This window comes from Sphingomonas sp. (assembly GCF_019242355.1).
Classification (GTDB): domain Bacteria; phylum Pseudomonadota; class Alphaproteobacteria; order Sphingomonadales; family Sphingomonadaceae; genus Sphingomicrobium.
On record NZ_JAFAVR010000271.1, the window covers coordinates 14,826 to 35,795 of the forward strand.

Below are 20,970 nucleotides of genomic sequence, written 5' to 3' on the forward strand. Positions count from 1 at the left end.
GCATTACTATCGAGCCGAGGCAATCTGCTGCGGTGGCGCGGAATCCCATCCATAGACGTCGGGCAGATAGGCAATTTGGCCGTTCTGCACCTGCGCGGTGATGTAGGTCACATAGACCGGGACGCCGCGGGGCAGCTGCACCTGAACTTCCGCATCCTGGCTCGGGGCCGCCGGCTCCTGACCCAGCAGCCACCGGCCGAGGCGCCTGGCGTCCTGCAGGCGCACGCAGCCATTACTGAGGGATCGCGCATTCTTGTCGAAATATTCCCGTTCGGGAGAATCGTGGAGGTAGATGTCCTCGCCGTTCGGGAAAGGGAACTTGAGCCTGCCCATCGAATTTTTCGGGCCCGGGTCCTGGCGGACGCGAATGTGCACGTTGCCGGCGAGAACACCCTTCCAGTCGATCTGCGTCCAGGGCACGACCGCCGAGTCCACCGTCCAGTCGGCCATCACCTTGTATCCCTGGCGTTTCAGGTAGGCGTCGCCCTCCTTCAGGACGTTCGGTGCGGTCACCTTGCGAACCAGGTGGTCGGGCACGTTCCAGTAGGGGTTGTAGACGATGTAGCTCATGATGCTGGCGATGAGCGGGGTCGGCAGTTCGGGCTTGCCGGAGACGACCTTCATCGAGTCCACCGGGTGCCCGTTCTCATACATCGTCAGCAGCTGCGATCCTGAATCGACGACGATGAAGCGTCCCGCTGCCGGGATCGAGCGAACGCGGTCTAGATTGGCGAGAAGGCGTGGGTCGGGCGTGAAATTGCCGGTCGCCTGCGCCTGCGCCCAGGCGGTATCGCGAAGGCTCGAATAGATCGGGTTCACGTTGGATGTGGCCGTCACGTACGCTGCGAGCGACGGCGCGGCGGCTGCGGTCAGGAGAATCTGGTCGGCGCGCGTCCCCTGCGGTGCAAGAACTCGATAAGCGTAGGACATACCCTTTGTCGGCTGCTTGATCGTCTGCACATATTCGACCCAGTCGGTGGAGAGCAGGTGGTCAGCGGATTGGATATCCATGGGATTGCCGCTTTGCGCCTGGGCTAGCGCTGCCTCTGCGCGCGCCGCGAGTGCCGGACCGCTCGGCAGGCCATCGAAGGATGCTCTGCGAAGGATGGAAACGAGCTGCGCGGTGGCGGGATCGGCGACGCCGTTCCGGAACCAGATCGGCCGGGCGTGGAAGCGGTCGTAATAACTCGCGACGGAGCTTGCGGCACTCAGACCTGGATCGCCGGGCGCAACATATTGCGCCTGAGCCATCCCGCCGGCGCCAGCGACCAACACGCCGAGAATTGAACTCAAGCCGTTCTGAACCTTCACTATTCATCCCCCTCAACGAGACGCGCACAGCATTGCATAGTCCGGATGTGATGCGCCAGCGCATGTGGACGGAAGATGAATCGGAAGCGGCGCGACCAGGCTTGGCTGTCCCTAAACGGCTTCCTCCCATGGCCGCTCTTGTGCTTGGCCGCAATCCGCGCATAGGCCTTCCGCCTCGTCAGCGCGGAAGGGACCTGCATGGACATCGAGGGAATTTCGGCAGTGGTCACCGGCGCCGCGTCGGGACTGGGCGAGGCGACTGCGCGGACGCTCGCAGCCCGCGGCGCCAAGGTCGCCGTCTTCGACCGTGACCGCGCGCGTGGCGAGGCGATTGCCGGCGACATCGGCGGTATCTTCTGCGATGTCGACGTCACCAGCGACGAGAAGGTCGCCGCCGCTTTCGCGAGGGCGCGCGAGGCGCATGGCCAGGAGCGCGTGCTTGTCAATTGCGCCGGGGTCGCGAACGCTGCGAAGACGGTCGCCCGCGACAAGGAAACCAAGGCGCCCAAATTCTACCCAATGCAGCAGTTTGAGCTGGCCATCCAGATCAACCTCATCGGTTCGTTCCGCTGCATTGCTCATTCGGCGTTCGGAATGGTCGGACTCGATCCGCTTGACGAGGGTGAGCGCGGCGTCATCGTCAACACGGCCTCGGTTGCCGCCGAGGACGGTCAGATCGGCCAGGCTGCGTACTCAGCATCGAAGGGCGGAGTGATGGCCATGGCGCTGCCCATCGCCCGCGACCTCATGAACGACGGTGTTCGCGTGAACACCATCCTGCCCGGCGTGTTCAAGACGCCGATGGTGGCGATGATGCCGCCCAACGTGCAGGATGCATTGGGCGCTCAGGTTCCTTTCCCGAAGCGTCTCGGCCAGGCCGAGGAATATGCCCGGCTCGCCTGTTTCATGGTCGAGAATCCCTATCTCAATGCCGCTGCCGTCCGGCTCGACGGCGGCATCCGCATGGCGCCGCGGTGATGGATTACGCGCGCCTCGTCGATGACCTCGCAGTCACCGCCCGCGAAGCGGGTGAAGCGATCCTGACCATCGTTCGCCGCGGCTTCGACGTCGAAGCGAAGTCCGATTCCTCCCCCGTGACAGAAGCTGACCGAGCCGCCGAGCTGGTCATCCTCGCCGCCCTCGCAAGGCTCGCGCCCGGTGTTCCGGTGATCGCCGAGGAGGAAGTCGCGGCCGGCCGCATCCCCGCCCATGGCGGCACCTTCTTCCTTGTCGACCCGCTTGACGGGACCAAGGAATTCGTCCGCGGCGGCGACGACTATACGGTCAACATCGCGCTGGTCGAGAATCGAGAGACCCGGCTAGGTGTCGTGTTCGCGCCTGCGACCGGCCGACTGCACGGCGGCCTGGTCGGCGAAGGCGCCTGGCTGGACGAGGGCGCCGGACGCCGCCCGATTCGTACGCGCCCGCTGCAGCAGCCAGCCGTCGCTGTCGCCTCCAAGTCCCATTTCACCCAGGCCACGGCGGACTATCTCGCGCAATCCGTCGGGCTCGGCGGAAGCCATGTCAGCATCGGCTCCAGCCTCAAATTCTGCATCGTCGCCGAGGGTTCGGCCGACATCTATCCGCGTCTTGCGCCCACCAGCGAGTGGGACACGGCGGCGGGCCACGCCGTCCTGCTCGCAGCCGGCGGTAGGGTCGACGGGCCCGAGGGCGGCCCTCTGCTTTATGGCAAGCCGACCTTCCTCAATCGCGGTTTCGTCGCCACGAGCGGATGGGAGCCACCGGCGATCGCGCCTTTCCTGGAGCCATTCTCAGGTGGCGGCGACCTGCCCCAAGGCGTCTAGCGATCACCTTGGCGCCTCCGGCCACAAGGGCGCATTGGTCCATTTCGGATCGGCATCATCGAACCCGCCGTCCGGCCGGCCGAGCCGCAGCGCCGTCACCTGGGCGCGTGCCGCCGCCAGCCGCATGAGCAACTCGACGGCATCGGCATGATGCATGCGCCCAAGCCCAAGCTGGGACGCGATTTCCTCGGCCGCGACGAGCGTATCGGAAAGCTCCGCAAGCCATCGTGCGCGCTCCGCACTGGTCAGATCCTTTGACATCTCATTCACGAACGCGCCCTCGGTAAATGTCGGGCGATCATATGAGGCGGGGGCCCTTGACGGTTCCCGTGGACGCATCCGTTGTGGAGGCGAATTTGCCTCACTTTTATCCAGAATGCGGGTTATTGCCGCGGGGCTCGGTCCCCCTTCTTCCGATGAGGTGACCCACTATGGATGCGATTTCGACAGCGCCTGCTCTCGATTATTCCGATTCCCCTCCAGTTCTGATTGCCGGGTCGAGTGATGCATGCCTGATGCGGGCATCGCGGACCGTTCGGGCGCTTGGGCTCAGAATCGGCGATGCGGTCCCGATCGAGGAGGCTCCGGCCCGGCTGAGCCGGCAGGCGGCGGCCTCCGCCGTGTGGGTCGAGCTCGACGGTGAGGTTACGGACGGAACTTCGGGAACGCTGTCCGCGCTCAACCGCGATGCCGCGGACGGGCGCTACGCCGCGATCGTGTCGGCAACGCCGCCGCTGGTCGACGATCTGTTCGGAGTGCTCGACGACCAGGTCCATCTCCTCATCGACGCGGACGATGCCGAGCGCGCGTCCGCTCTGTCACTTGCCATCGCGCTTCACAGCGAGCGACACTTTGCCGCTGACGTGGCATCGGACCGCAGCGCCGAGCGCCTTCGCCAGCTGAGTGACGAGGTCGGGCGGATCGCCGCGACCCTTGCGCGGCTATCGACCGGGCCTTCCCCGGCCCTTACTGCGCCGCCGGTCCAGCAGAGCGGAGAATCGGGCGAGGTCCCGATCGAGGTGATCCGAAAGGTGATCCGCGCCCGGCGCCTGCGCAGCCGTTTCTTTCGCGACGACCTGTTCGCCGACCCCGCCTGGGACATGCTGCTGGACCTGCTGCACGCGGAGATCCAGCACTTGCGGGTCCCCGTGTCCAGCCTGTGCATCGCCGCTTCGGTCCCGGCGACGACCGCGCTGCGCTGGCTGAAGACGATGGTAAGGGAAGGCCTGTTCCTGCGCCGCGCCGACCCGCACGACGGCCGCCGCGTCTTTGTCGAGCTTGCGCCCCAGACCAGCGACGCGCTGCGCCGCTACTTCGCGGAGGTTGGCGCGGCCGCAGTGATCTAGAGGAAGTGCCGCTTTCCGTCTGGCCGCGAGTCTGCGCTCGCTTGCGGCACAGCGCCCGGCGTGGCACGGCGGCAGGGTAGGGCGGTTAGCTCAGCTGGTAGAGCATCTCGTTTACACCGAGAGGGTCGGCGGTTCGAGCCCGTCACCGCCCACGGTACGGTTCGAAGCGCGAAGGCCGATGCCTGCTCTTCGGTTTCATCGACGTCGTGGTTGCTCAGTCTGGACGCGCCGCCTGACTGGCGGATCCACCGTCGGCCTCAAGTCTCGCGAGGTCGGCATCTCCTTCCTCAGCCATTTGCAGCAGCATCGCCGCGACCTGCCGGTCCGTCGTGCTTGCCGCGAGCCGCCGGCAGCGCTCGATGCGCGCGCGGATGTTGGCCACCACGTCTTCGTCCATGGCGACAAAAAGCGCTCAGCCCCACGGCCGTTCCGGCAAATGCTCGCCGGCCCCTGCATCGGCCACCGCCTGTTGCCCCCTGGCAACAGCCGTCCGCCTCTCGCGTCAGAGCCCGCGAACTAGCGTTGAGGCGACCGCGATCCAGGGTGGGTTGGTCACGATTTGCTGGCGCCCACCGGCCTCGAGCGGCAGAATCTGAAGCTTGTCGGCGTCGCGGTTGATCAACCGTCCGAACAGGAAGCGTCCGGCGGCGCGCGGAACCAGCACGTCGCGGTTCATCGCTCGGCCGAAATCCTCGGTCCCCAGCATCTCGCACCAGATCTCGTCGCCGGCGCGGTAATTGCCGATGCTCGAGGAGACCGTGACCGCCACCTCGCCGTTCTTGACTCGCGGCGGAATGACGATGGTGGCCTTGCGCGGAGCCGCCGCCCCCGATGCCCCAACCACCGCCGCGACCTTGAGCTCGGCCGGCGCCTCACCACCGCCGACGAGATCCTGCGCATCGACGCCGAGCGCGCCTGCGATGCGGTTGAGCCAGCCCACCGACACGGTGCGCGTGCCCGTTTCGAGCCTGCCAATCGTCTGCGGCGTCGTCGGCGGGTCGCAGCGCCGCGCGACATCGTCCAGGGTCAGCCCGCGGGCCTTCCGAACATCCCGAATTCGCGTAATCATGTTGTGCCACCTAACCATAACGGTTTCTCTCTGTCCTACAGTTTCGCCGCTGTGGCAAGCCACCCGCGACTCGAAAGGAGAAGGCATGGGACGAGGGCAGCGAGATCTGGTGGTGGAACGGGCGCTCGATGCGAATCTGGAGGGGAAGGACGCTGGTCGTAGCCGCCGCGCACGCTCGGTCACGGTCAATCTTGCGGAATCGCCCCTCGGCTGGTTGTTCGCACGCGGCCTCCTGACCCAGCGTCAGTTCGATGCCGGCGAGCGCTTGCGCAGCGACTGGGAGCGGTCGCAGCTCGCCCCACGAGTCACGATGGGTTGGAACAGTGCCCCGCAATCGTCGAGCCGCGGCGGCTCTTTGCCGGCACCCGATCTTGTCGGCGCCCAGATCGATGCCAAGCGGCGTTTCCACGCTGCCGTGGACAGCGCCGGGCCAGGCCTCGCCGATATCCTATGGCGCGTCGTCTGCGCAGGCGAGGGGATGCGCGACGCCGAAACTGCGCTTGGTTGGCCGGCGCGCGCGGGCAAGCTCGTGCTCACTTTCGCACTCGACCGGATCGCTGATTATTACCGAATTCGCTGATCTTGCCGTTCAAAAGAAAAGCGCCGTGCCCCCGGGAGAAGCACGGCGCTTCCGTCAGGCTGAAGCCTTAGATCGAGTTGTCGGAGCCCGAGCCCGAGCCTCCGGTCAGGCCGCTCGGCGAGGTACCGCTGTCCTGGTCCTCGTCGTCGAGCGCGCCCTGGCCCTGTTCCGCGAAATCCGAGCCGCCGGTCGCGTTCGCTGACGATGACTGGTCTTGCTGCTGCAGATAGTCACCCGAACCGCCGCCCTGCGAGCCGATGAAGCCCTGGTCGGAGGACTGGCCCGACGAGCCACCCTGGCTGCTTCCGCTCTGGTCGCGGGTCAGCGTGTCGCTGTCCGAACCGGACTGGGCCTGACCCTGGCCGTAGCTCTGGTTCTGGCCGCTCGAGCCCTGGCCGCTGCTGCCGATGTCGGAGCTTCCGCTCTGGCTCTGCGTCGTTCCCGATCCGATGCTGCTGTCGTTGCCGCCGATCGGCTGGCCACCGGACCCGCCGCTCATCGTCGATTGCTGGCCGAAGCTGTCGCCCTGCTGCTGGCCCTGCTGGCCGAAGGCGCTCTGCTGGTTCTGCCCGAATTCCGCCTGCTGGCCCTGCCCGAAGGCGCTCTGCTGGTTCTGCTGGCCGGTGGGTTGCTGGTTGTCCTGAATGTCGTTCGATTGGTCCTGGTTGCGTTCGTCAGCCATTGAGAAAACTCCCTCTCCTGGCCCCATCTGCTCTGATGGCTAGAACAAGGACTTGACAGCAACCGTTCCGCACGGTCGCGAGGCGATGCGACCAACCGCTGGTCGCAAATGCCGGGCACAAAAGAAAAAGGCCGCCTCCCGCGAGCAGGACGCGGCCCTTTCCGGTTCTGTTGCCGAAGGGCCTTAGCCCTCCTGGGCTTCGGGAGCCTCCGGCGCCGCGGCTTCGGCAGCGCCTTCCGGAGTCGCCGTCGCGCCGGGCTCGGCGTTCGGGTCGTAGGCCTCGGTAAAGCCGGCGTCGTCGCGCTCGAACATCTGCGCCATGACGTCGACGCCCTGCGCCTGGAGCTCGGCCTCTTCCGGCGAGCGGGCGACGTTGACCTTCACCGACACCGACACTTCCGGGTGGAGAGCGATCTTCACCTCGTGCATTCCGATCGCCTTGATCGGACGGTCGAGCACGACCTGGCTCTTGGTCACCCTGGCGCCTTCGGCGTCGAGCAGGTCGACGATGTCGCGGGCGCTGACCGAACCATAGAGCTGGCCAGTGTTCGACGCCTGGCGAATGAGCTGGACCGTCTTGCCGTCGATGCCCTTCGAGGCCTTCTCGGCATCCGTGCGGCGGGAGGCGTTATCCTCCTCGATCTTCGCGCGGTTCGCTTCGAACACCTTGCGGTTGGCTTCGTTGGCGCGGAGCGCCTTCTTGTTCGGCAGAAGGTAGTTGCGGGCAAACCCGTCCTTGACCTTCACCACGTCGCCGATGGCGCCGAGCTTCTCGACGCGCTCAAGCAGAATCACATCCATGTCTGCCGCTCCTTACTTCACGACATAGGGAAGCAGGCCGATGTGGCGCGCGCGCTTTATCGCACGGGCCAGCTCGCGCTGCTTCTTGGAGGAGACGGCGGTGATCCGCGACGGCACGATCTTGCCGCGCTCGGATACGAAGCCCTGGAGCAACCGGACGTCCTTGTAATCGATGCGCGGCGCGTCCTTGCCGGAAAAGGGGCAGGATTTGCGGCGGCGGAAGAATGCGCGAGCCATTATTCGACCTCCTCTTCCCGTGCGCGGAAGTCGGGACGCTCGCCCCGCTCACCGCCACGCTCACCGCGATCTCCGCCGCGGAAGCCCTCGCGATCGCCGCCACGCGGGCCGCGCTCACGCTCCTTCTCACCGCGCCGCATCATGGCCGAGGGTCCGGCCTCATGCTCGTCGACGCGGATGGTGAGGAAGCGGATGATGTCCTCGTTGATGTTAGACTGGCGCTCGAGCTCGGCGATGGCCGGAGCGGGCGCGTCGATGTCGAGGGCGACGTAGTGCGCCTTGCGGTTCTTGGCGATCCGGTAGGCGATGGAGCGAAGGCCCCAGGTCTCCGTCTTGGCGATCTTCCCGCCGTTGTCCTCGATGATCTTGGTGGCGTTTTCCGCAAGCGCGTCCACCTGGGCCTGGGCCAGGTCCTGACGCGCGAGGAAAACATGCTCGTAGAGCGGCATGCTGTTCTCTCATGTTGGCCGATCGCTGACGCCGCCCAATGCGGCGCCCCTCCGGCTGTCGTCCTTCATTGCTGCCGGCGGTCGGCATGGCGCTCCGCCGGGTCCGCGCCTATGGCCAAAGCCGGCGGAAAAGGCAAGCCAAGCCAAAGCATTGCAATAAAAACGAAACTCGGCGCGGCAATTCATTTGCCATTAACACGCAAGCGGAATGAAGTAAGGAGCCGCGAGGCGTTTCCGCCGTTTACGCGTCAGGAGGACCAGTAAGATGAGTAGCAGGATCATGAAGGGCGCCGTCGCCTCGCTGATCGCAATCGCGATGGCGGGCTGCACGACGACCGGTATCGGGACCGGCCAGGCAGTCGGCCAGAATCTCGGCGCGCAGTTCACCTGGACCGAGAATGGCGGCACCAGGGGCATGATGACCGCTCAGCTGAGCGACGGCACGGTTTACCAAGGCCCGTTCTTCCAGATCACGTCGGAAGGCCGGATGGACTATGACCCGCTGTGGAACGGCTGGGGCGGCGGCTTCGGCTGGGGCCACGGCTGGGGCGGTCACCGCTTCGGCTTCGGCTGGGGCGGTTGGGGCCCGTGGGGTCCGTACGACGACACCTTCACGCAATATAGCGGCCAGGTGCTCGCCAACCTGCAAGGACCGCAGGGCTTCATGCGCTGCCACTTCAGCCTGATGCGTCCGACGGGCGGAATGGCGAGCGGCGGCCTTGGCCAGTGCCAGCTGCCTAGCGGCACGATCATCAACGCCCAGTTCCCGCCCCACCCGAGCAGCTGGTAAGCGAAGCCGCCGAGCATAAGCGAGTGCTTGCCCAAGCAAGCCTCGCTTGTGTCCTAGAGAAGCGCAAAGGCCGGCTGGCGAGGCGTTCGGCGCGACGCGGCGCGGACACATTTCTCTCGAAGCTTCGAGGCGATCATAAGGTCGCCAGCGTTCTGTCCCACACGCCTGCCGCCCGGCTCTCCGTCGCGGCGTCCTTTCGCGTCTGCGCGTAAAGCGACAGCCCTCGATAAAGTAACGCCAGCAGCGACTCTATCCGTACTCTGGTGCCCCTGAGCACATTGCCCTTCGGGCCAAACCGTCGTCCGCTTCGACAGCCGCCGATTGACTCGGTAAAAGCGCCGGATGGCCACTAGATTGCGCGAAGTTGCCGCTGAACCGGATCCTCTCGACGGCATGAGCCTGCCCGGCTGGCTCTACCACGATCCGGAATTCTTTTCCGCCGAGGTCCGGGCCTTCCTTCGCGCCGCGCCGCAGGTGGTTTGTCACGAAAGCGAGATCGCCCTCGCCGGCGAATGGCGCAGCCTCGATTATCTCGGGGAGAGCGTCATCGTCATCCGCGGCGACGACGGCAAGGTTCGGGCGTTCGTCAATGTCTGCCGCCATCGCGGTTCAAGGCTGGTCGACGGCACCGGCGGTTGCGCGCGGGTTCTGACCTGCCCCTATCATGCCTGGAGCTACGCCCGCGATGGGCGGCTCGTCGGCGTTCCCCACCGCAACGAGTATCCGGGTCTGCGCACGGATGAGCTGGGCCTCGTGCCGGTCGCGTTGGAGCGCTGGCACGGCTTCCTGTTCGTGACTCTGGAGCCCGGCGCGCCCGCGGTGGCCGACATGATGGCGCCCTATGAGGAGGAGGTCGCGCCCTACCGGCTCGAGCAATTGCGAGCGATCGGCCGAGTGACGCTCCGTCCCCGTCCTCTCAATTGGAAGACCATCGCCGACAATTATTCCGACCATCTCCATATCCCGGTCGGGCATCCCGGCCTCACCCGCCTGTTCGGCCGCAACTACCGGATCGAGGCTCAGGCGGAGGTTGACCGGATGGAGGGCGACCTCGTCGACCGGGAGTCCGACAACCCGTCCGAGCGGGCCTACCAGCGGCTGCTGCCTGCGGTCGACCACCTGCCGCCCTCGCATCGGCGCAAGTGGCTCTATTACAAGCTCTTCCCCAATGTCGCCTTCGATATCTACCCCGACCAGGTCGACTTCATGCAGTTCCTGCCGGTCAGCGCGACGGAGACCGTGATCCGCGAGATCAGCTATGCGCTCCCCGACGACCGGCGCGAGATGCGGGCCGCGCGCTACCTCAACTGGCGCATCAATCGGCGGGTCAACGCCGAGGACACCGAGCTCATCACCCGGGTCCAGCTCGGCATGCAGTCGCCAAGTTACGTCGCAGGGCCGCTGGGGAAGAGTGAGGTCTGCCTGAGGAGTTTCGCGAGCAAGCTTCGCCGCCTCATTCCGGAAGCGCGGCTGGACTCGTCTCCGGCCCCCGGCTGGAGCCGCTGATCCCGGACCGGCGATTGCCTTTCATATACAGCAGGATCGGAACCCCGCTGGCGAGCAGAGCCAATCCCCATAGCGCCGCCGAAAGGCCCGCGCCCCAGTAGGTCCAGATTGAAAACAGCAGGCCAATTCCGCCGCAAACGCCGAGCGCGCTTCCGCGAAGCTTCTTGCGCGCGACCAGCGTCAGGGCCGCGGCGGTGCACCCGGTGTAGAGTGCGAAAGTCGCGGTCACCGAGATAAGCGTAAGGAAACCGAAAATGCCGGTCAGCGACCGACTGTAATTCATGCCGATGAGCAGGCTTGCGGCAACGGCGGCCAAGACCTGTGCACGGACCGGAGTCCCGAGCCCCGTGGTCTTGCCGAACCAAGCCGGAAACGCGCCATCGCGAGCGAGCTTGAGCGGTACCTCTCCCGAGCAGAGGATCCAGCCGTTGAGGGCTCCCAACGCGCTAATCACCGCAAAGAGGGCGATCGCCGAGCTGGCGACGGGACCGACCAAAGGCTGAACGGCGTCCGCGAAGGGCGACGGCGATGCCGCCGCCGCCTTGGCCGGGAGGAGATAGAGCACCGACCAGGTCGCGGCGAGGTAGATCATGCCGGTTGCGGCGGCTCCGGTCACCGATGCGATCGGGATGTTACGGTGAGGGTTCTTGACCTTGTCGCAAGAGACAGTGGCGGACTCGAAGCCGAGCATGGAGAACATTGCCAGCGCGGCAACGGACGCGACGGAGCCGGTCGAGATCCGAACGTCTGCCTGCGTGGCCGGCGTAGCGCCCCGGCTGAGGTAGGCGGCGGCGACCAGAACCACGGCGACGAGCGGGAGCGCCTTCAGCAGAGTCGTCACGGTTTGCACCCGCCCCGCGTTGCGCGCCCCGGTGGTGTTGACCAGCGTGAACGCCCAGATGATCGCGATTGCCACCATTGGCGCAATCATCGGTGTATTGAGGCTGGGCACGATGTGGCTGAAATTGCTGACGGCCGCGATCCCCAGCGACGCATTTGCCGTCCACATCGACACGAGATAGCTCCACATGACGAGGAACGAGACCTGCCGGCCAAAAGCCTCTTCGACATAGACGAACGGTCCGCCTTCGATGCGCGCGGATAGCAGGGCGAGCGTTGCCGCCAGAACCATCGATCCGGCGATCGTTACCACCCAGCCGTAGATGGCACTCGGTCCGAACGGGGCGAGCAAAGCGGGCAGCAGGAAGATGCCGGAGCCGATCATGTTGCCGACAATGAGAGCGATGCTCATTGGCAGGCCGAGCTGGCGCTCGCTCGCAGCCGGATCGACGTTCATCGGTGGGTCGATAATATCGGCAGGCACCGACCTCGCGGCCATTGAAGTCTCCTGCCTGGCTGCGGCTCTGCAGCGCCGCGGTTAACGCGGTTCAGCTATAGCGGAAACGCTGCGGCTGTCGCGAACGAAAATCCGGACGGCGTTAGGTCCATGCGATAGCTCGTACCGTTGCCGGCTAGCGCCTGATCGCTTCCGCCATCGCGAGGTGCTTGCGCAGCGTCGGCAGGGTCGCCGTGGCAAGGGCCGCCGTCGCCTTATCGCCGGTGCGCGCCTGCTCCTTGAATTCGGCGATGTCCTTCTTGTGGTCGTCGATCATGTAACGCGCCACCTCGCGGTCGAAGTGGGCGCCGCTGAGGCGTTTCAGCCGATAGAGCTCATCGCGCGCCTCTGGCGCCATGGTGGCGCGGATATGCAGATGCTCGCGAGCCGCGACGGCCTGGGCCTTCGGCAGCGCTGCACTATGGTCGCGGTTCAGGGCCGCGCCAAAGTCGCGCACCTGCGCCGACGCGCCATGCGCCTGAATCAGCTTGCCGAGCGTCGACTCCGAATAATCGCCCTCGACCGCATCCTTGAGGAAATGGGCGGATGGGGCGGCGAAGGCCGGCGTGGCGACGAATATGGCTGAGGCGAACAGGATCGTGCGGAGCATCACGGCTCTCCATGCGAGGTGGCGCTGACGGAACCCGTGGCGCTCCGTGCCGGTTCCGAGGGTTGCTTGACCGGTGCCGGTCAAGCGGCCAAGCGGCGGCTCCGACAGCAACAGGGGTAACGATGCGCGCTTTTCTATTTCCCGGACAGGGCAGCCAGGCGGTCGGCATGGGTGCCGCGCTCGCCGATGCGAGCCGGACGGCGCGCGACATCTTTGACGAGGTCGATGAGGCGCTCGGACAGAACCTGTTCCGGCTGATGCGTGACGGGCCTGAGGACGAGCTCAAGCTCACCGAGAATGCCCAACCGGCGATCATGGCACATTCGATCGCCGTTTTTCGCGCGCTGACGCAGGACGGCGGGGTGGACATGGCGAAGGCGGCAAGCTTCGTCGCCGGTCATAGCCTTGGGGAATATTCGGCACTATGCGCGGCTGGCTCGTTCGACCTCGCGACGACGGCCAAGCTGCTGAAGCTGCGCGGCCAGGCGATGCAGCAGGCGGTGCCGGTCGGCCAGGGCGCGATGGCGGCGCTTCTGGGCGCGGACCTCGCGCTTGCTCAGAAGATCGCCGACGCGGCGGCGCAGGACGAGGTCTGCACCGTCGCCAACGACAACGACCCGAGTCAGGTCGTAATATCCGGCGCTAAGGCGGCGATCGATCGGGCGATTGCGATTGCGAAGGACATGGGGGCCAAGCGCGCGGTGCCGCTGCCGGTGTCCGCGCCGTTCCATTGTCCGCTGATGCAGCCGGCGGCCGAGGCGATGCGCGATGCGCTGAGCTATGTCGTAGTCCAGCAGCCCGCGGTGCCGCTGGTCGCCAATGTCACTGCCGAGCCGGTCACCGACCCCGACACGATCCGCGACCAGCTCGTCGATCAGGTTACCGGCATGGTCCGCTGGCGGGAAAGCGTCGCCAACATGGGAAGCGCCGGCGTCGAGGAATTTGTCGAATTGGGCGGCAAGGTGCTCGGCCCCATGGTGAAGCGCATCCTGCCCGACGCCAGGGTCACCAGCCTCCTCACCATCGACGACATCGAAGCTCTGGCGAAGGAGATCGCCTAATGTTCGACCTCAGGGGCATGACGGCGCTGGTCACGGGCGCTTCTGGCGGCCTCGGCAGCGCGATTGCGAAGGCCTTGGCGGGGCAAGGCGCCCGGCTTGCGGTGAGTGGGAGCAATGTCGACAAGCTGGAGAGCTTCCGCTCCGGCCTGGGCGGCGATCATGTCGCGCTGCCGTGTAATCTCTCCGACGGCGCGGCCGTCGACCAGCTCGTCCCGCAAGCGGTCGAGGCGCTGGGCGGCAAGCTTGACATCCTCGTCAACAACGCCGGCGTGACTCGCGACAATCTCCTGATGCGGATGAAGGATGAGGAGTTCGAGGACGTGATCCGCATCAATCTCGAGGCCGCGTTCCGGCTGATGCGGGCGGCCGCGAAGCCGATGATGAAGGCCCGCTTCGGGCGGATCATCTCGGTGACGTCCGTCGTGGGTGTAACCGGCAATCCCGGGCAGGCCAATTATGTGGCGTCGAAGGCGGGGCTGATCGGCATGACCAAGGCGGTTGCGCAGGAGCTCGCAAGCCGTGGCATCACCGTCAACGCCGTCGCGCCCGGATTCATGACCTCGGCAATGACCGAGGCGCTGAACGAACAGCAGCGAGCGGGCATCCTTTCACGCATTCCGCTCGGCCAGATGGGCAGCGGCGACGATATCGGTGCCGCCTGCGTCTATCTCGCCAGCCGCGAGGCAGGCTACGTCACCGGGCAAACGCTGCACGTGAACGGCGGAATGGCAATGCCGTGATCGCTTCGAGCGGCAGGCGGGCGAAGACTAGTCGCCTCGCCGCCGCAATGCTCGCCCCCGCAATCGCGACGCCGGCGATCACATCGACGAAATAATGACCGCCGTTGACCGGCGTCGCGGCAATGGTGAGCAGGGCCACGAGGCCGCCGCCCCACCGCAGCCACTTGAGGCCGCTCGTCCAGAATGCCCACAAGGTCGTCGCCGCAAGTGCGCCGTGGTAGCTCGGGAAGACGATGATCCCTTGCATCTTGCGCAGGTCGAGGCTTGCAAGGCTGCCGTTCCTCACCGCCAGGAAGTCGCGGACGTCGGCCAGGTCCGCCGACTGCCAGACATGCGCGAAGCCGCTTGGCTTGAGCGCGAGGAAGGTGAAGTTGCCGACCGCCGGAAATAGCGGCGAGAGCAGGATGGCCGTCGTTCCGCTCAGGATCGCGGCGAGGATGAACATGCGAAGCCGATCCAGCCTGCCGCTGAAACCAAGCGCGACGATGACGACGATCGTCTGCGGGATCAGCGTCCCATAGGCGAAGCCATAGGCGGCGACGAGCCAGGCGTGACGGTCGACGAACCGCGCGTAGGCGAGCCAGTCGAGGCCGAGCGCCCGATCCCAACGGTGTAGCGTCGGATCCCACAGTGGCCCTCCATCGCGCGCTAGCAGGTAGGAGAGGACCGCCCCGAGTGCGCTGAAGACCAGTGCCTGGGCGAGGCCGATGCAGCAGGCACTGAACCGGTCGTTGACTCGGACATGTCGATAGAACAGCGCCGCCGAGCCCAGGGCTGCGCAGGCAAACGCGAGATTGGCGAGGCTGACCATCGCGACATGCAGTGGGGAGGTCAGCTCGGCGCCGATCACCGCGACGGCAAGCGCCGTAATCGCCGCCCAGCTGATGCTGTCGTTGCTCATCCGTTCGGGTTGATCCGCGGCCATGGCGCAGGGGTCGCACGAAGCTGTTAATTTTGCACAAAGCACGTGGGGCCAGGTCTTGGACCGCCCGTGCCTTGTTGTCGCGCTCCTTGCACCTATATCGCCCTCCGAAATCAACAATCCGGTCGCCTTTCGGGAGATCGGAGAGGGGCATAGGAAGAGGGACAGAGACACATGGCCAAGGTCATTGGAATCGACTTGGGCACGACCAACAGCTGCGTCGCCGTCATGGAAGCGGGCAAGCCGAAGGTCATCGAGAATGCGGAAGGCGCGCGCACGACGCCGTCAGTCGTCGCCTTTACGAAGGACGGCGAACGCCTGATCGGCCAGCCGGCGAAGCGCCAGGCGGTCACCAACCCCGACAACACCATCTTCGCGGTGAAGCGCCTGATCGGCCGCCGTTTCGACGACCCGATCACCAAGAAGGACACCGAGCTGGTGCCCTACAAGATCGTTCGCGGGAATAATGGCGACGCGTGGGTCGGCGCCGGCGGCAAGGATTATTCGCCGTCGCAGATTTCCGCCTTCATCCTTCAGAAGATGAAGGAAACTGCCGAGGCCTATCTCGGCGAGGGCGTCACCCAGGCGGTGATCACCGTCCCCGCTTACTTCAACGATGCGCAGCGCCAGGCGACCAAGGACGCCGGCCAGATCGCCGGTCTTGAAGTGCTGCGCATCATCAACGAGCCGACCGCGGCCGCGCTCGCCTACGGGCTCGAGAAGGAAGACGGCAAGACGATCGCGGTCTATGACCTTGGCGGCGGCACGTTCGACGTCTCGATCCTCGAGATCGGCGACGGCGTGTTCGAGGTGAAGTCGACCAACGGCGACACCTTCCTCGGCGGCGAGGATTTCGACGCGCGCATCGTCAACTGGCTAGCCGACCGCTTCAAGGCGAAGGAGGGCATCGACCTCCGAACCGACCGCCTTGCCCTGCAGCGGCTCAAGGAGGCCGCCGAAAAGGCGAAGATCGAACTGTCGTCCGCAGCGACGACGGAGATCAACCAGCCGTTCATCACCGCGCGGATGGAGGGTGGCACGACCACTCCGCTCCACCTGGTCGAGACGATCAGCCGCGCCGATCTCGAGAAGCTGGTCGAGGACTTGATCGACCGCACCATGGAGCCGTGCCGCAAGGCGCTAAAGGACGCCGGCGTCGATGCGAAAGACATTGCCGACGTCGTTCTCGTCGGCGGCATGACCCGGATGCCGCGCGTGCGCGAGCGGGTGAAGGAGTTCTTCGGTCGCGATCCGCACACTGGCGTCAACCCGGACGAGGTCGTGGCGATGGGCGCCGCGATCCAGGCCGGCGTGCTGCAGGGCGACGTCAAGGACGTGCTGTTGCTCGACGTCACTCCGCTATCGCTCGGCATCGAGACTTTGGGCGGCGTGTTCACCCGGATGATCGACCGCAACACGACCATTCCAACCAAGAAGAGCCAGGTCTTCTCGACCGCCGAGGACAACCAGAATGCGGTGACCATCCGCGTCTTCCAGGGCGAGCGCGAGATGGCTGCCGACAACAAGGTGCTCGGGCAGTTCGACCTGGTCGGCATTCCCCCCGCGCCGCGCGGCGTGCCGCAGATCGAGGTCACGTTCGACATCGACGCCAACGGCATCGTCAATGTCTCGGCCAAGGACAAGGGTACCGGCAAGGAGCAGCAGATTCGGATCCAGGCCTCGGGCGGTCTCGGCGACGCCGACATCGACAAGATGGTCAAGGAAGCCGAGCAGTTCGCCGAGGACGACAAAAAGCGGCGCGCTGCGGCCGAAGCCAAGAACCAGGCCGAAAGCCTCATCCACTCGACCGAGCGCCAGCTTGCCGAGCATGGCGACAAGGTCAGCGCAGAGGTGAAATCGGAGATCGAGAATGCGATCGCCGAGGCAAAGACCGCCGTCGAAAGCGGCGACGCCGAGCAGATGACGCAGAAGACCAATGCGCTCACGCAGGCGGCGATGAAGCTCGGCCAGGCGATGTACGAGCAGCAGCAGGCGCAGGCCGCGACCGAGGCTCCGGAAGGCGCCGAGCAGGCAGGTGCCGAAACCGGGGAAACCTCTGGCAGCCAGGACGAGGTGGTTGACGCCGAGTTTTCAGAGGTCGACGACGAAGCAGCCAAGGGCTGATGACTTGCGGCGCCGTCACCTCGAAGGGGGCGGCGCCGCACCTTGTGCTGCGTAGGGGCAAGATTCACTGATGGTCGAGCAGGACTATTACGAGCTGCTGGGCGTCGCGCGCGGCGCGGACGACGGCGCCATCAAGGCGGCGTACCGCAAGCTTGCCAAGGAACACCATCCGGATCGCAAGAACGGCTGCAAGGAATCGGAAGCGCATTTCAAGGCGATCAACGAAGCCTATGACGTGCTCAAGGACCCGAACAAGCGCGCCGCTTATGACCGGTTCGGCAAGGCGGCATTTCAAAATGGCGGCGGCGATCCGTTCGGCGAGGCCGGCTTCAACGGTTTCTCCGACATCTTCTCGACCATCTTCGGCGACTTCATGGACCAACGCGGGCAGCAGCAGAATGCCGCCCGCGGCGCCGACCTCCGCTACGATATCCAGCTGACGCTCGAGGAGGCGTTCAACGGGGTCGACAAGGAGATCACGGTCGACGCGTTGGCGCGGTGCGAGGCGTGCGAGGGCCGAGGCTGCACCCGCACCGACAATTGCGCGGCGACTTGCGGCACCTGCCGGGGCATGGGCAAGGTCCGTGCCCAGCAGGGCTTTTTCGTCGTCGAGCGCGGCTGCCCCACCTGCCGCGGCAGCGGCGAAGTTATCAGCGATCCGTGCAGCAATTGCGAAGGGGAAGGGCGCGCTCTCAATCGCCGCCACCTGTCGGTGAAGATCCCGGCCGGCGTCGACGAAGGCACCCGCATCCGCATTGCCGGCGAAGGCGAGGCAGGCGTTCGCGGCGCGTCGAGCGGCGACCTCTACATGTTCGTGCACATGAAGCCGCACCCGATCTATGCCCGCGAAGGCACGAACCTGATCGCCGATTGTCCGGTGACCTTCACGACGGCGGCGCTTGGCGGTTCGATCACCCTCCCGGGCATCGACGGCGACAAGGTCGAGCTCAAGATCCCGTCGGGCATCCAGTCGGGCGAGCAGCTTCGCCACCGCGGTGCCGGCATGACGGTCCTCAACGGCCGCGGGCGCGGGGATGTCGTCGCGCGCATTCTGGTCGAGACTCCGACCCGGCTCAGCAAGGAGCAGAAGAAGCTGCTCGAGGAATTCCGTGAGACGGAGACGGGCGAGGAATGCCCGGCGGCGAAGGGCTTCTTCAGCCGGGTCCGCGACATGTTCGGCGGCTAGAGCCGCTCCAGCTCGATCCCGACCATCTGGGCGAACAGCTCGGCAGCAGCGTGAAGCTCAAGCGACGGCGTCCATGGCGTTCGGCTCTCGCACCGGAAATGGCCCAGGGACCGCCCCTGCCGGGCTAGCGGGACGCATAGGGCTGACCGAACCCCGTTGGCCGCCAGCTCCTGCTGCTCATCCGCGGTAAGGCCGCGCAGCAATGCCCCGGACACCGTCCCGTCGCTCGTGCCGACCGGAAAAACGCCGACCGGCGCCGCCTTCGCGTCGGCGAGCATCGACGGCAGGACGTCGCACCCGGCCGGCTCGGCGAAGGGGCTCCGAGCGCTTTCGGTGCAATGCGTGCCGTCGAGCACGAGGGTCACCCGATCGAAGCCGGTCAGTGCCCGCATGCGCCGTGCGGCATTGTTACAGAGCGCCTCGCGGGTATCGCCGGTCATTCCGTCGAGCAGCCGGCTGACCGCGCCCAACGCATCGCCAAAGCCGTCGTTGCCGCTCGGCAGGAACTCGAGCAGCATGCCGTTGTCCAGCTGCTGGAAGGCGATATCGAAATGCCGCGGCTCATGCGTCAGTCGGGCGCGATAGGCGCGGGCAATGCCATTGCTGCTGCGCTGCCGGGCAAGGCTGTTGCGAAGGTCGTGCAACGGCTGGGCAAGGGTGAAGCTGGACAAGGGCTCGCCGATCAGCCGGGCCGGATATTCACCCAGATAGGCGTGGGCGTTCTCCGAAGCGCGGATAATCAGCCAGTCCGGCGACAGCTCGAGGACGAAGCCGCACGACTGGGTACGCGCCGCGGGCTGAGGCGCGGCTTCAGAGGGCTTCGAGGTGACGGTGCTCGCCATGCGCTGCATCAATCGGCGAAAGCCTCAAGAGTTGCGGTCGAAAACGCGTCCGAAGATCGTATCGACGTGCTTGAGGTGGTAGCCGAGGTCGAACAGCGCATCGAGCCTGTCGCCCGGCAGCTTCGACGTCACCTCGGGGTCTTGCTTCAGCAGGTCGAGCAGCGACAGCTGGCCGTCCGACTGCCACACCTTCATCGCGTTGCGCTGGACGAGGGCGTAGGAATCCTCGCGGCTGAGGCCGGCCTGGGTCAGCGCCAGCAGGACCCGCTGCGAGTGGACTAAGCCGCCCATCCGGTCGAGGTTCTTCTGCATCCGCTCGGGATAGACGACCAGCTTGTCGACGACGCTGGTGAGACGAGCGAGAGCGAAATCGAGCGTGATCGTGGCGTCGGGCCCGATGAAGCGCTCGACCGAGGAGTGGGAGATGTCCCGTTCGTGCCACAGCGCCACATCCTCCATTGCGGGAAGCGCATAGCTCCGCACGATGCGGGCGAGACCGGTAAGGTTCTCCGTCAGGACAGGATTGCGCTTGTGCGGCATCGCCGAGCTGCCCTTCTGGCCGGGCGAGAAATATTCCTCCGCCTCCAGGACCTCAGTCCGCTGCAGGTGGCGGACCTCGATCGCCAGCCGCTCGATCGACGAGGCGATCACGCCCAGCGTCGCAAAGAACATCGCGTGGCGGTCGCGCGGGATGACCTGGGTCGAAGTCGGCTCGGGCGTCAGGCCGAGCTCGGCGGCGACATGCTCTTCGATCGCTGGGGGAACGTTGGCGAAGGTGCCGACCGCGCCCGAGATGGCGCAGGTCGCGACATCGTCACGGGCGCGGACGAGGCGCTCGCGATTGCGCTCGAACTCGGCATAGGCCTGGGCGAGCTTCAACCCGAAGGTCACCGGCTCGGCATGGATGCCGTGGCTTCGGCCGATGGTCGGAGTCAGCTTGTGCTCCAGCGCCCGGCGCTTCAGTGCTTCCAGCAGCTTGTCGAGATCGACGATCAGAAGGTCGGCGGCCTGCTTGAGCTGCACCGCAAGCGCGGTGTCGAGCACGTCGGAGCTGGTCATCCCCTGGTGGATCCAGCGCCGCTCGGGTCCGAGCTTCTCCCCCGCCCAGGTCAGGAAGGCAATCACGTCATGCTTGGTGACGGCTTCGATGGCGTCGATGGCGGGAACATCGATCTCGCCCAGCACGTCGCGGTCGTAGGCGGCGCGGATCTTCGCGGCGTCCTCGGCCGGGATCATGCCGATCTTGCCCATCGCCTCGGCGGCGAACACTTCGATCTGCCACCAGATGCGGAAACGATTTTCGGACGACCAGATGGCCGTCATCTCGGGACGGGAATAGCGGGGGACCATGCGCCGGGCGGCTAGCAGGGAAGGGGCGGGGGTTCAAACCGGCGGCGCGCAAAAGGTCACAAAGTACGTGTCCGATCGGGTTGCGCAATGTTCGGGGCCTCTCGGCGAAGACGCCTCAGGACGGCCGGATGTGTGACCTTCAGAAGGTTGCCCGCACGCACACTGCAAAACGATCACGCCACCCTTAGAGCATAGCGCGCCATCTGTAGGACAGACGTCTGGA

At 65.9% G+C, this 20,970-nt stretch carries 23 protein-coding genes and 1 tRNA gene; 11 read left to right on the plus strand and 13 right to left on the minus strand.

What is annotated here, in order from left to right; all coding sequences use genetic code 11:
• Positions 1-6: 6 nt before the first annotated feature.
• Complete coding sequence (locus JOZ79_RS12975) at positions 7-1,311, minus strand: L,D-transpeptidase family protein (protein ID WP_294074900.1); 1,305 nt, start codon at positions 1,309-1,311, stop codon at positions 7-9.
• A 198-nt stretch (positions 1,312-1,509) separates the two neighbouring features.
• Here JOZ79_RS12975 and JOZ79_RS12980 point away from each other — a divergent pair, with 198 nt between their 5' ends.
• On the plus strand, positions 1,510-2,289 hold the full coding sequence (locus JOZ79_RS12980) for an SDR family NAD(P)-dependent oxidoreductase (protein WP_294074903.1): 780 nt from the start codon (positions 1,510-1,512) through the stop codon (positions 2,287-2,289).
• On the plus strand, positions 2,289-3,116 hold the full coding sequence (cysQ, locus tag JOZ79_RS12985) for a 3'(2'),5'-bisphosphate nucleotidase CysQ (protein ID WP_294074905.1): 828 nt from the start codon (positions 2,289-2,291) through the stop codon (positions 3,114-3,116). Before JOZ79_RS12980 ends, cysQ begins: the two co-directional genes overlap by 1 nt.
• 3 nt (positions 3,117-3,119) lie before the next feature.
• Here the strand turns inward: cysQ and JOZ79_RS12990 are convergent, their stop codons facing one another.
• Positions 3,120-3,386: a hypothetical protein gene (locus tag JOZ79_RS12990; RefSeq protein WP_294074908.1), complete on the minus strand. Its 267-nt coding sequence runs from the start codon at positions 3,384-3,386 to the stop codon at positions 3,120-3,122.
• A 245-nt stretch (positions 3,387-3,631) separates the two neighbouring features.
• On the opposite strand from JOZ79_RS12990, the gene JOZ79_RS12995 reads away from it, so the two are divergent.
• The gene (locus JOZ79_RS12995; protein WP_294074911.1) at positions 3,632-4,462 is read left to right on the plus strand and encodes a MarR family transcriptional regulator; all 831 of its coding nucleotides are present in this window, start codon (positions 3,632-3,634) and stop codon (positions 4,460-4,462) included.
• Positions 4,463-4,541: 79 nt separating this feature from the next.
• A tRNA-Val gene (locus JOZ79_RS13000) sits at positions 4,542-4,614 on the plus strand.
• 62 nt (positions 4,615-4,676) lie between these two features.
• On the opposite strand, the gene JOZ79_RS13005 is transcribed toward JOZ79_RS13000, so the two are convergent.
• Positions 4,677-4,859, minus strand: a complete 183-nt coding sequence (locus JOZ79_RS13005) for a hypothetical protein (RefSeq protein WP_294074914.1) — start codon at positions 4,857-4,859, stop codon at positions 4,677-4,679.
• 105 nt (positions 4,860-4,964) lie between these two features.
• Positions 4,965-5,531, minus strand: coding sequence for a helix-turn-helix transcriptional regulator (locus JOZ79_RS13010; protein WP_294074917.1), 567 nt, complete (start codon positions 5,529-5,531; stop codon positions 4,965-4,967).
• An 85-nt stretch (positions 5,532-5,616) separates the two neighbouring features.
• Between JOZ79_RS13010 and JOZ79_RS13015 the strand changes: the two genes are divergently transcribed.
• Positions 5,617-6,111: a DUF6456 domain-containing protein gene (locus JOZ79_RS13015; RefSeq protein WP_294074919.1), complete on the plus strand. Its 495-nt coding sequence runs from the start codon at positions 5,617-5,619 to the stop codon at positions 6,109-6,111.
• Between the two features lie 67 nt (positions 6,112-6,178).
• Here JOZ79_RS13015 and JOZ79_RS13020 read toward each other — a convergent pair whose 3' ends face one another.
• The 4 genes from JOZ79_RS13020 to rpsF form a co-directional block, all read right to left on the minus strand.
• Positions 6,179-6,793 carry a hypothetical protein gene (locus tag JOZ79_RS13020; RefSeq protein WP_294074922.1) on the minus strand — a complete coding sequence of 205 codons (615 nt, stop codon included), beginning with the start codon at positions 6,791-6,793 and terminating at the stop codon, positions 6,179-6,181.
• Positions 6,794-6,976: 183 nt separating this feature from the next.
• Entirely contained in the window at positions 6,977-7,594 is a 618-nt protein-coding gene (rplI, locus tag JOZ79_RS13025; RefSeq protein WP_294074924.1) for a 50S ribosomal protein L9, read from the minus strand.
• Positions 7,595-7,606: 12 nt separating this feature from the next.
• The gene (rpsR, locus tag JOZ79_RS13030; RefSeq protein WP_249830161.1) at positions 7,607-7,831 is read right to left on the minus strand and encodes a 30S ribosomal protein S18; all 225 of its coding nucleotides are present in this window, start codon (positions 7,829-7,831) and stop codon (positions 7,607-7,609) included.
• Positions 7,831-8,280 carry a 30S ribosomal protein S6 gene (rpsF, locus tag JOZ79_RS13035; protein ID WP_294074929.1) on the minus strand — a complete coding sequence of 150 codons (450 nt, stop codon included), beginning with the start codon at positions 8,278-8,280 and terminating at the stop codon, positions 7,831-7,833. The genes rpsR and rpsF overlap by 1 nt, the downstream gene beginning before the upstream one ends.
• Positions 8,281-8,545: 265 nt before the next feature.
• Between rpsF and JOZ79_RS13040 the strand changes: the two genes are divergently transcribed.
• Both JOZ79_RS13040 and JOZ79_RS13045 read left to right on the plus strand, forming a co-directional pair.
• On the plus strand, positions 8,546-9,070 hold the full coding sequence (locus tag JOZ79_RS13040; protein ID WP_294074932.1) for a hypothetical protein: 525 nt from the start codon (positions 8,546-8,548) through the stop codon (positions 9,068-9,070).
• Positions 9,071-9,412: 342 nt separating this feature from the next.
• Positions 9,413-10,576 carry an aromatic ring-hydroxylating dioxygenase subunit alpha gene (locus tag JOZ79_RS13045; protein WP_294074935.1) on the plus strand — a complete coding sequence of 388 codons (1,164 nt, stop codon included), beginning with the start codon at positions 9,413-9,415 and terminating at the stop codon, positions 10,574-10,576.
• On the opposite strand, the gene JOZ79_RS13050 is transcribed toward JOZ79_RS13045, so the two are convergent.
• Both JOZ79_RS13050 and JOZ79_RS13055 read right to left on the minus strand, forming a co-directional pair.
• Complete coding sequence (locus JOZ79_RS13050; protein ID WP_294074938.1) at positions 10,524-11,915, minus strand: amino acid permease; 1,392 nt, start codon at positions 11,913-11,915, stop codon at positions 10,524-10,526. The genes JOZ79_RS13045 and JOZ79_RS13050 overlap by 53 nt on opposite strands.
• Before the next feature lie 133 nt (positions 11,916-12,048).
• Positions 12,049-12,522 carry a DUF4142 domain-containing protein gene (locus tag JOZ79_RS13055; RefSeq protein WP_294074941.1) on the minus strand — a complete coding sequence of 158 codons (474 nt, stop codon included), beginning with the start codon at positions 12,520-12,522 and terminating at the stop codon, positions 12,049-12,051.
• Positions 12,523-12,644: 122 nt separating this feature from the next.
• Here JOZ79_RS13055 and fabD point away from each other — a divergent pair, with 122 nt between their 5' ends.
• Positions 12,645-13,583, plus strand: coding sequence for an ACP S-malonyltransferase (fabD, locus tag JOZ79_RS13060; protein WP_294074943.1), 939 nt, complete (start codon positions 12,645-12,647; stop codon positions 13,581-13,583).
• A complete protein-coding gene (gene fabG / locus JOZ79_RS13065; RefSeq protein WP_294074945.1) occupies positions 13,583-14,323 on the plus strand; it encodes a 3-oxoacyl-[acyl-carrier-protein] reductase in 741 nt (246 codons plus the stop codon). Before fabD ends, fabG begins: the two co-directional genes overlap by 1 nt.
• Here the strand turns inward: fabG and JOZ79_RS13070 are convergent.
• Positions 14,277-15,224, minus strand: a complete 948-nt coding sequence (locus tag JOZ79_RS13070) for a phosphatase PAP2 family protein (protein WP_294074947.1) — start codon at positions 15,222-15,224, stop codon at positions 14,277-14,279. The genes fabG and JOZ79_RS13070 overlap by 47 nt on opposite strands.
• Before the next feature lie 195 nt (positions 15,225-15,419).
• On the opposite strand from JOZ79_RS13070, the gene dnaK reads away from it, so the two are divergent.
• Both dnaK and dnaJ read left to right on the plus strand, forming a co-directional pair.
• On the plus strand, positions 15,420-17,369 hold the full coding sequence (gene dnaK, locus JOZ79_RS13075) for a molecular chaperone DnaK (protein ID WP_294074949.1): 1,950 nt from the start codon (positions 15,420-15,422) through the stop codon (positions 17,367-17,369).
• Between the two features lie 70 nt (positions 17,370-17,439).
• Complete coding sequence (gene dnaJ / locus JOZ79_RS13080; protein WP_294074952.1) at positions 17,440-18,555, plus strand: molecular chaperone DnaJ; 1,116 nt, start codon at positions 17,440-17,442, stop codon at positions 18,553-18,555.
• On the opposite strand, the gene JOZ79_RS13085 is transcribed toward dnaJ, so the two are convergent.
• Together JOZ79_RS13085 and purB are read right to left on the minus strand one after the other, a co-directional pair.
• Positions 18,552-19,397, minus strand: coding sequence for a GAF domain-containing protein (locus JOZ79_RS13085; RefSeq protein WP_294074954.1), 846 nt, complete (start codon positions 19,395-19,397; stop codon positions 18,552-18,554). The genes dnaJ and JOZ79_RS13085 overlap by 4 nt on opposite strands.
• Before the next feature lie 24 nt (positions 19,398-19,421).
• The gene (gene purB / locus JOZ79_RS13090; protein WP_294074956.1) at positions 19,422-20,747 is read right to left on the minus strand and encodes an adenylosuccinate lyase; all 1,326 of its coding nucleotides are present in this window, start codon (positions 20,745-20,747) and stop codon (positions 19,422-19,424) included.
• Positions 20,748-20,970: the final 223 nt, after the last annotated feature.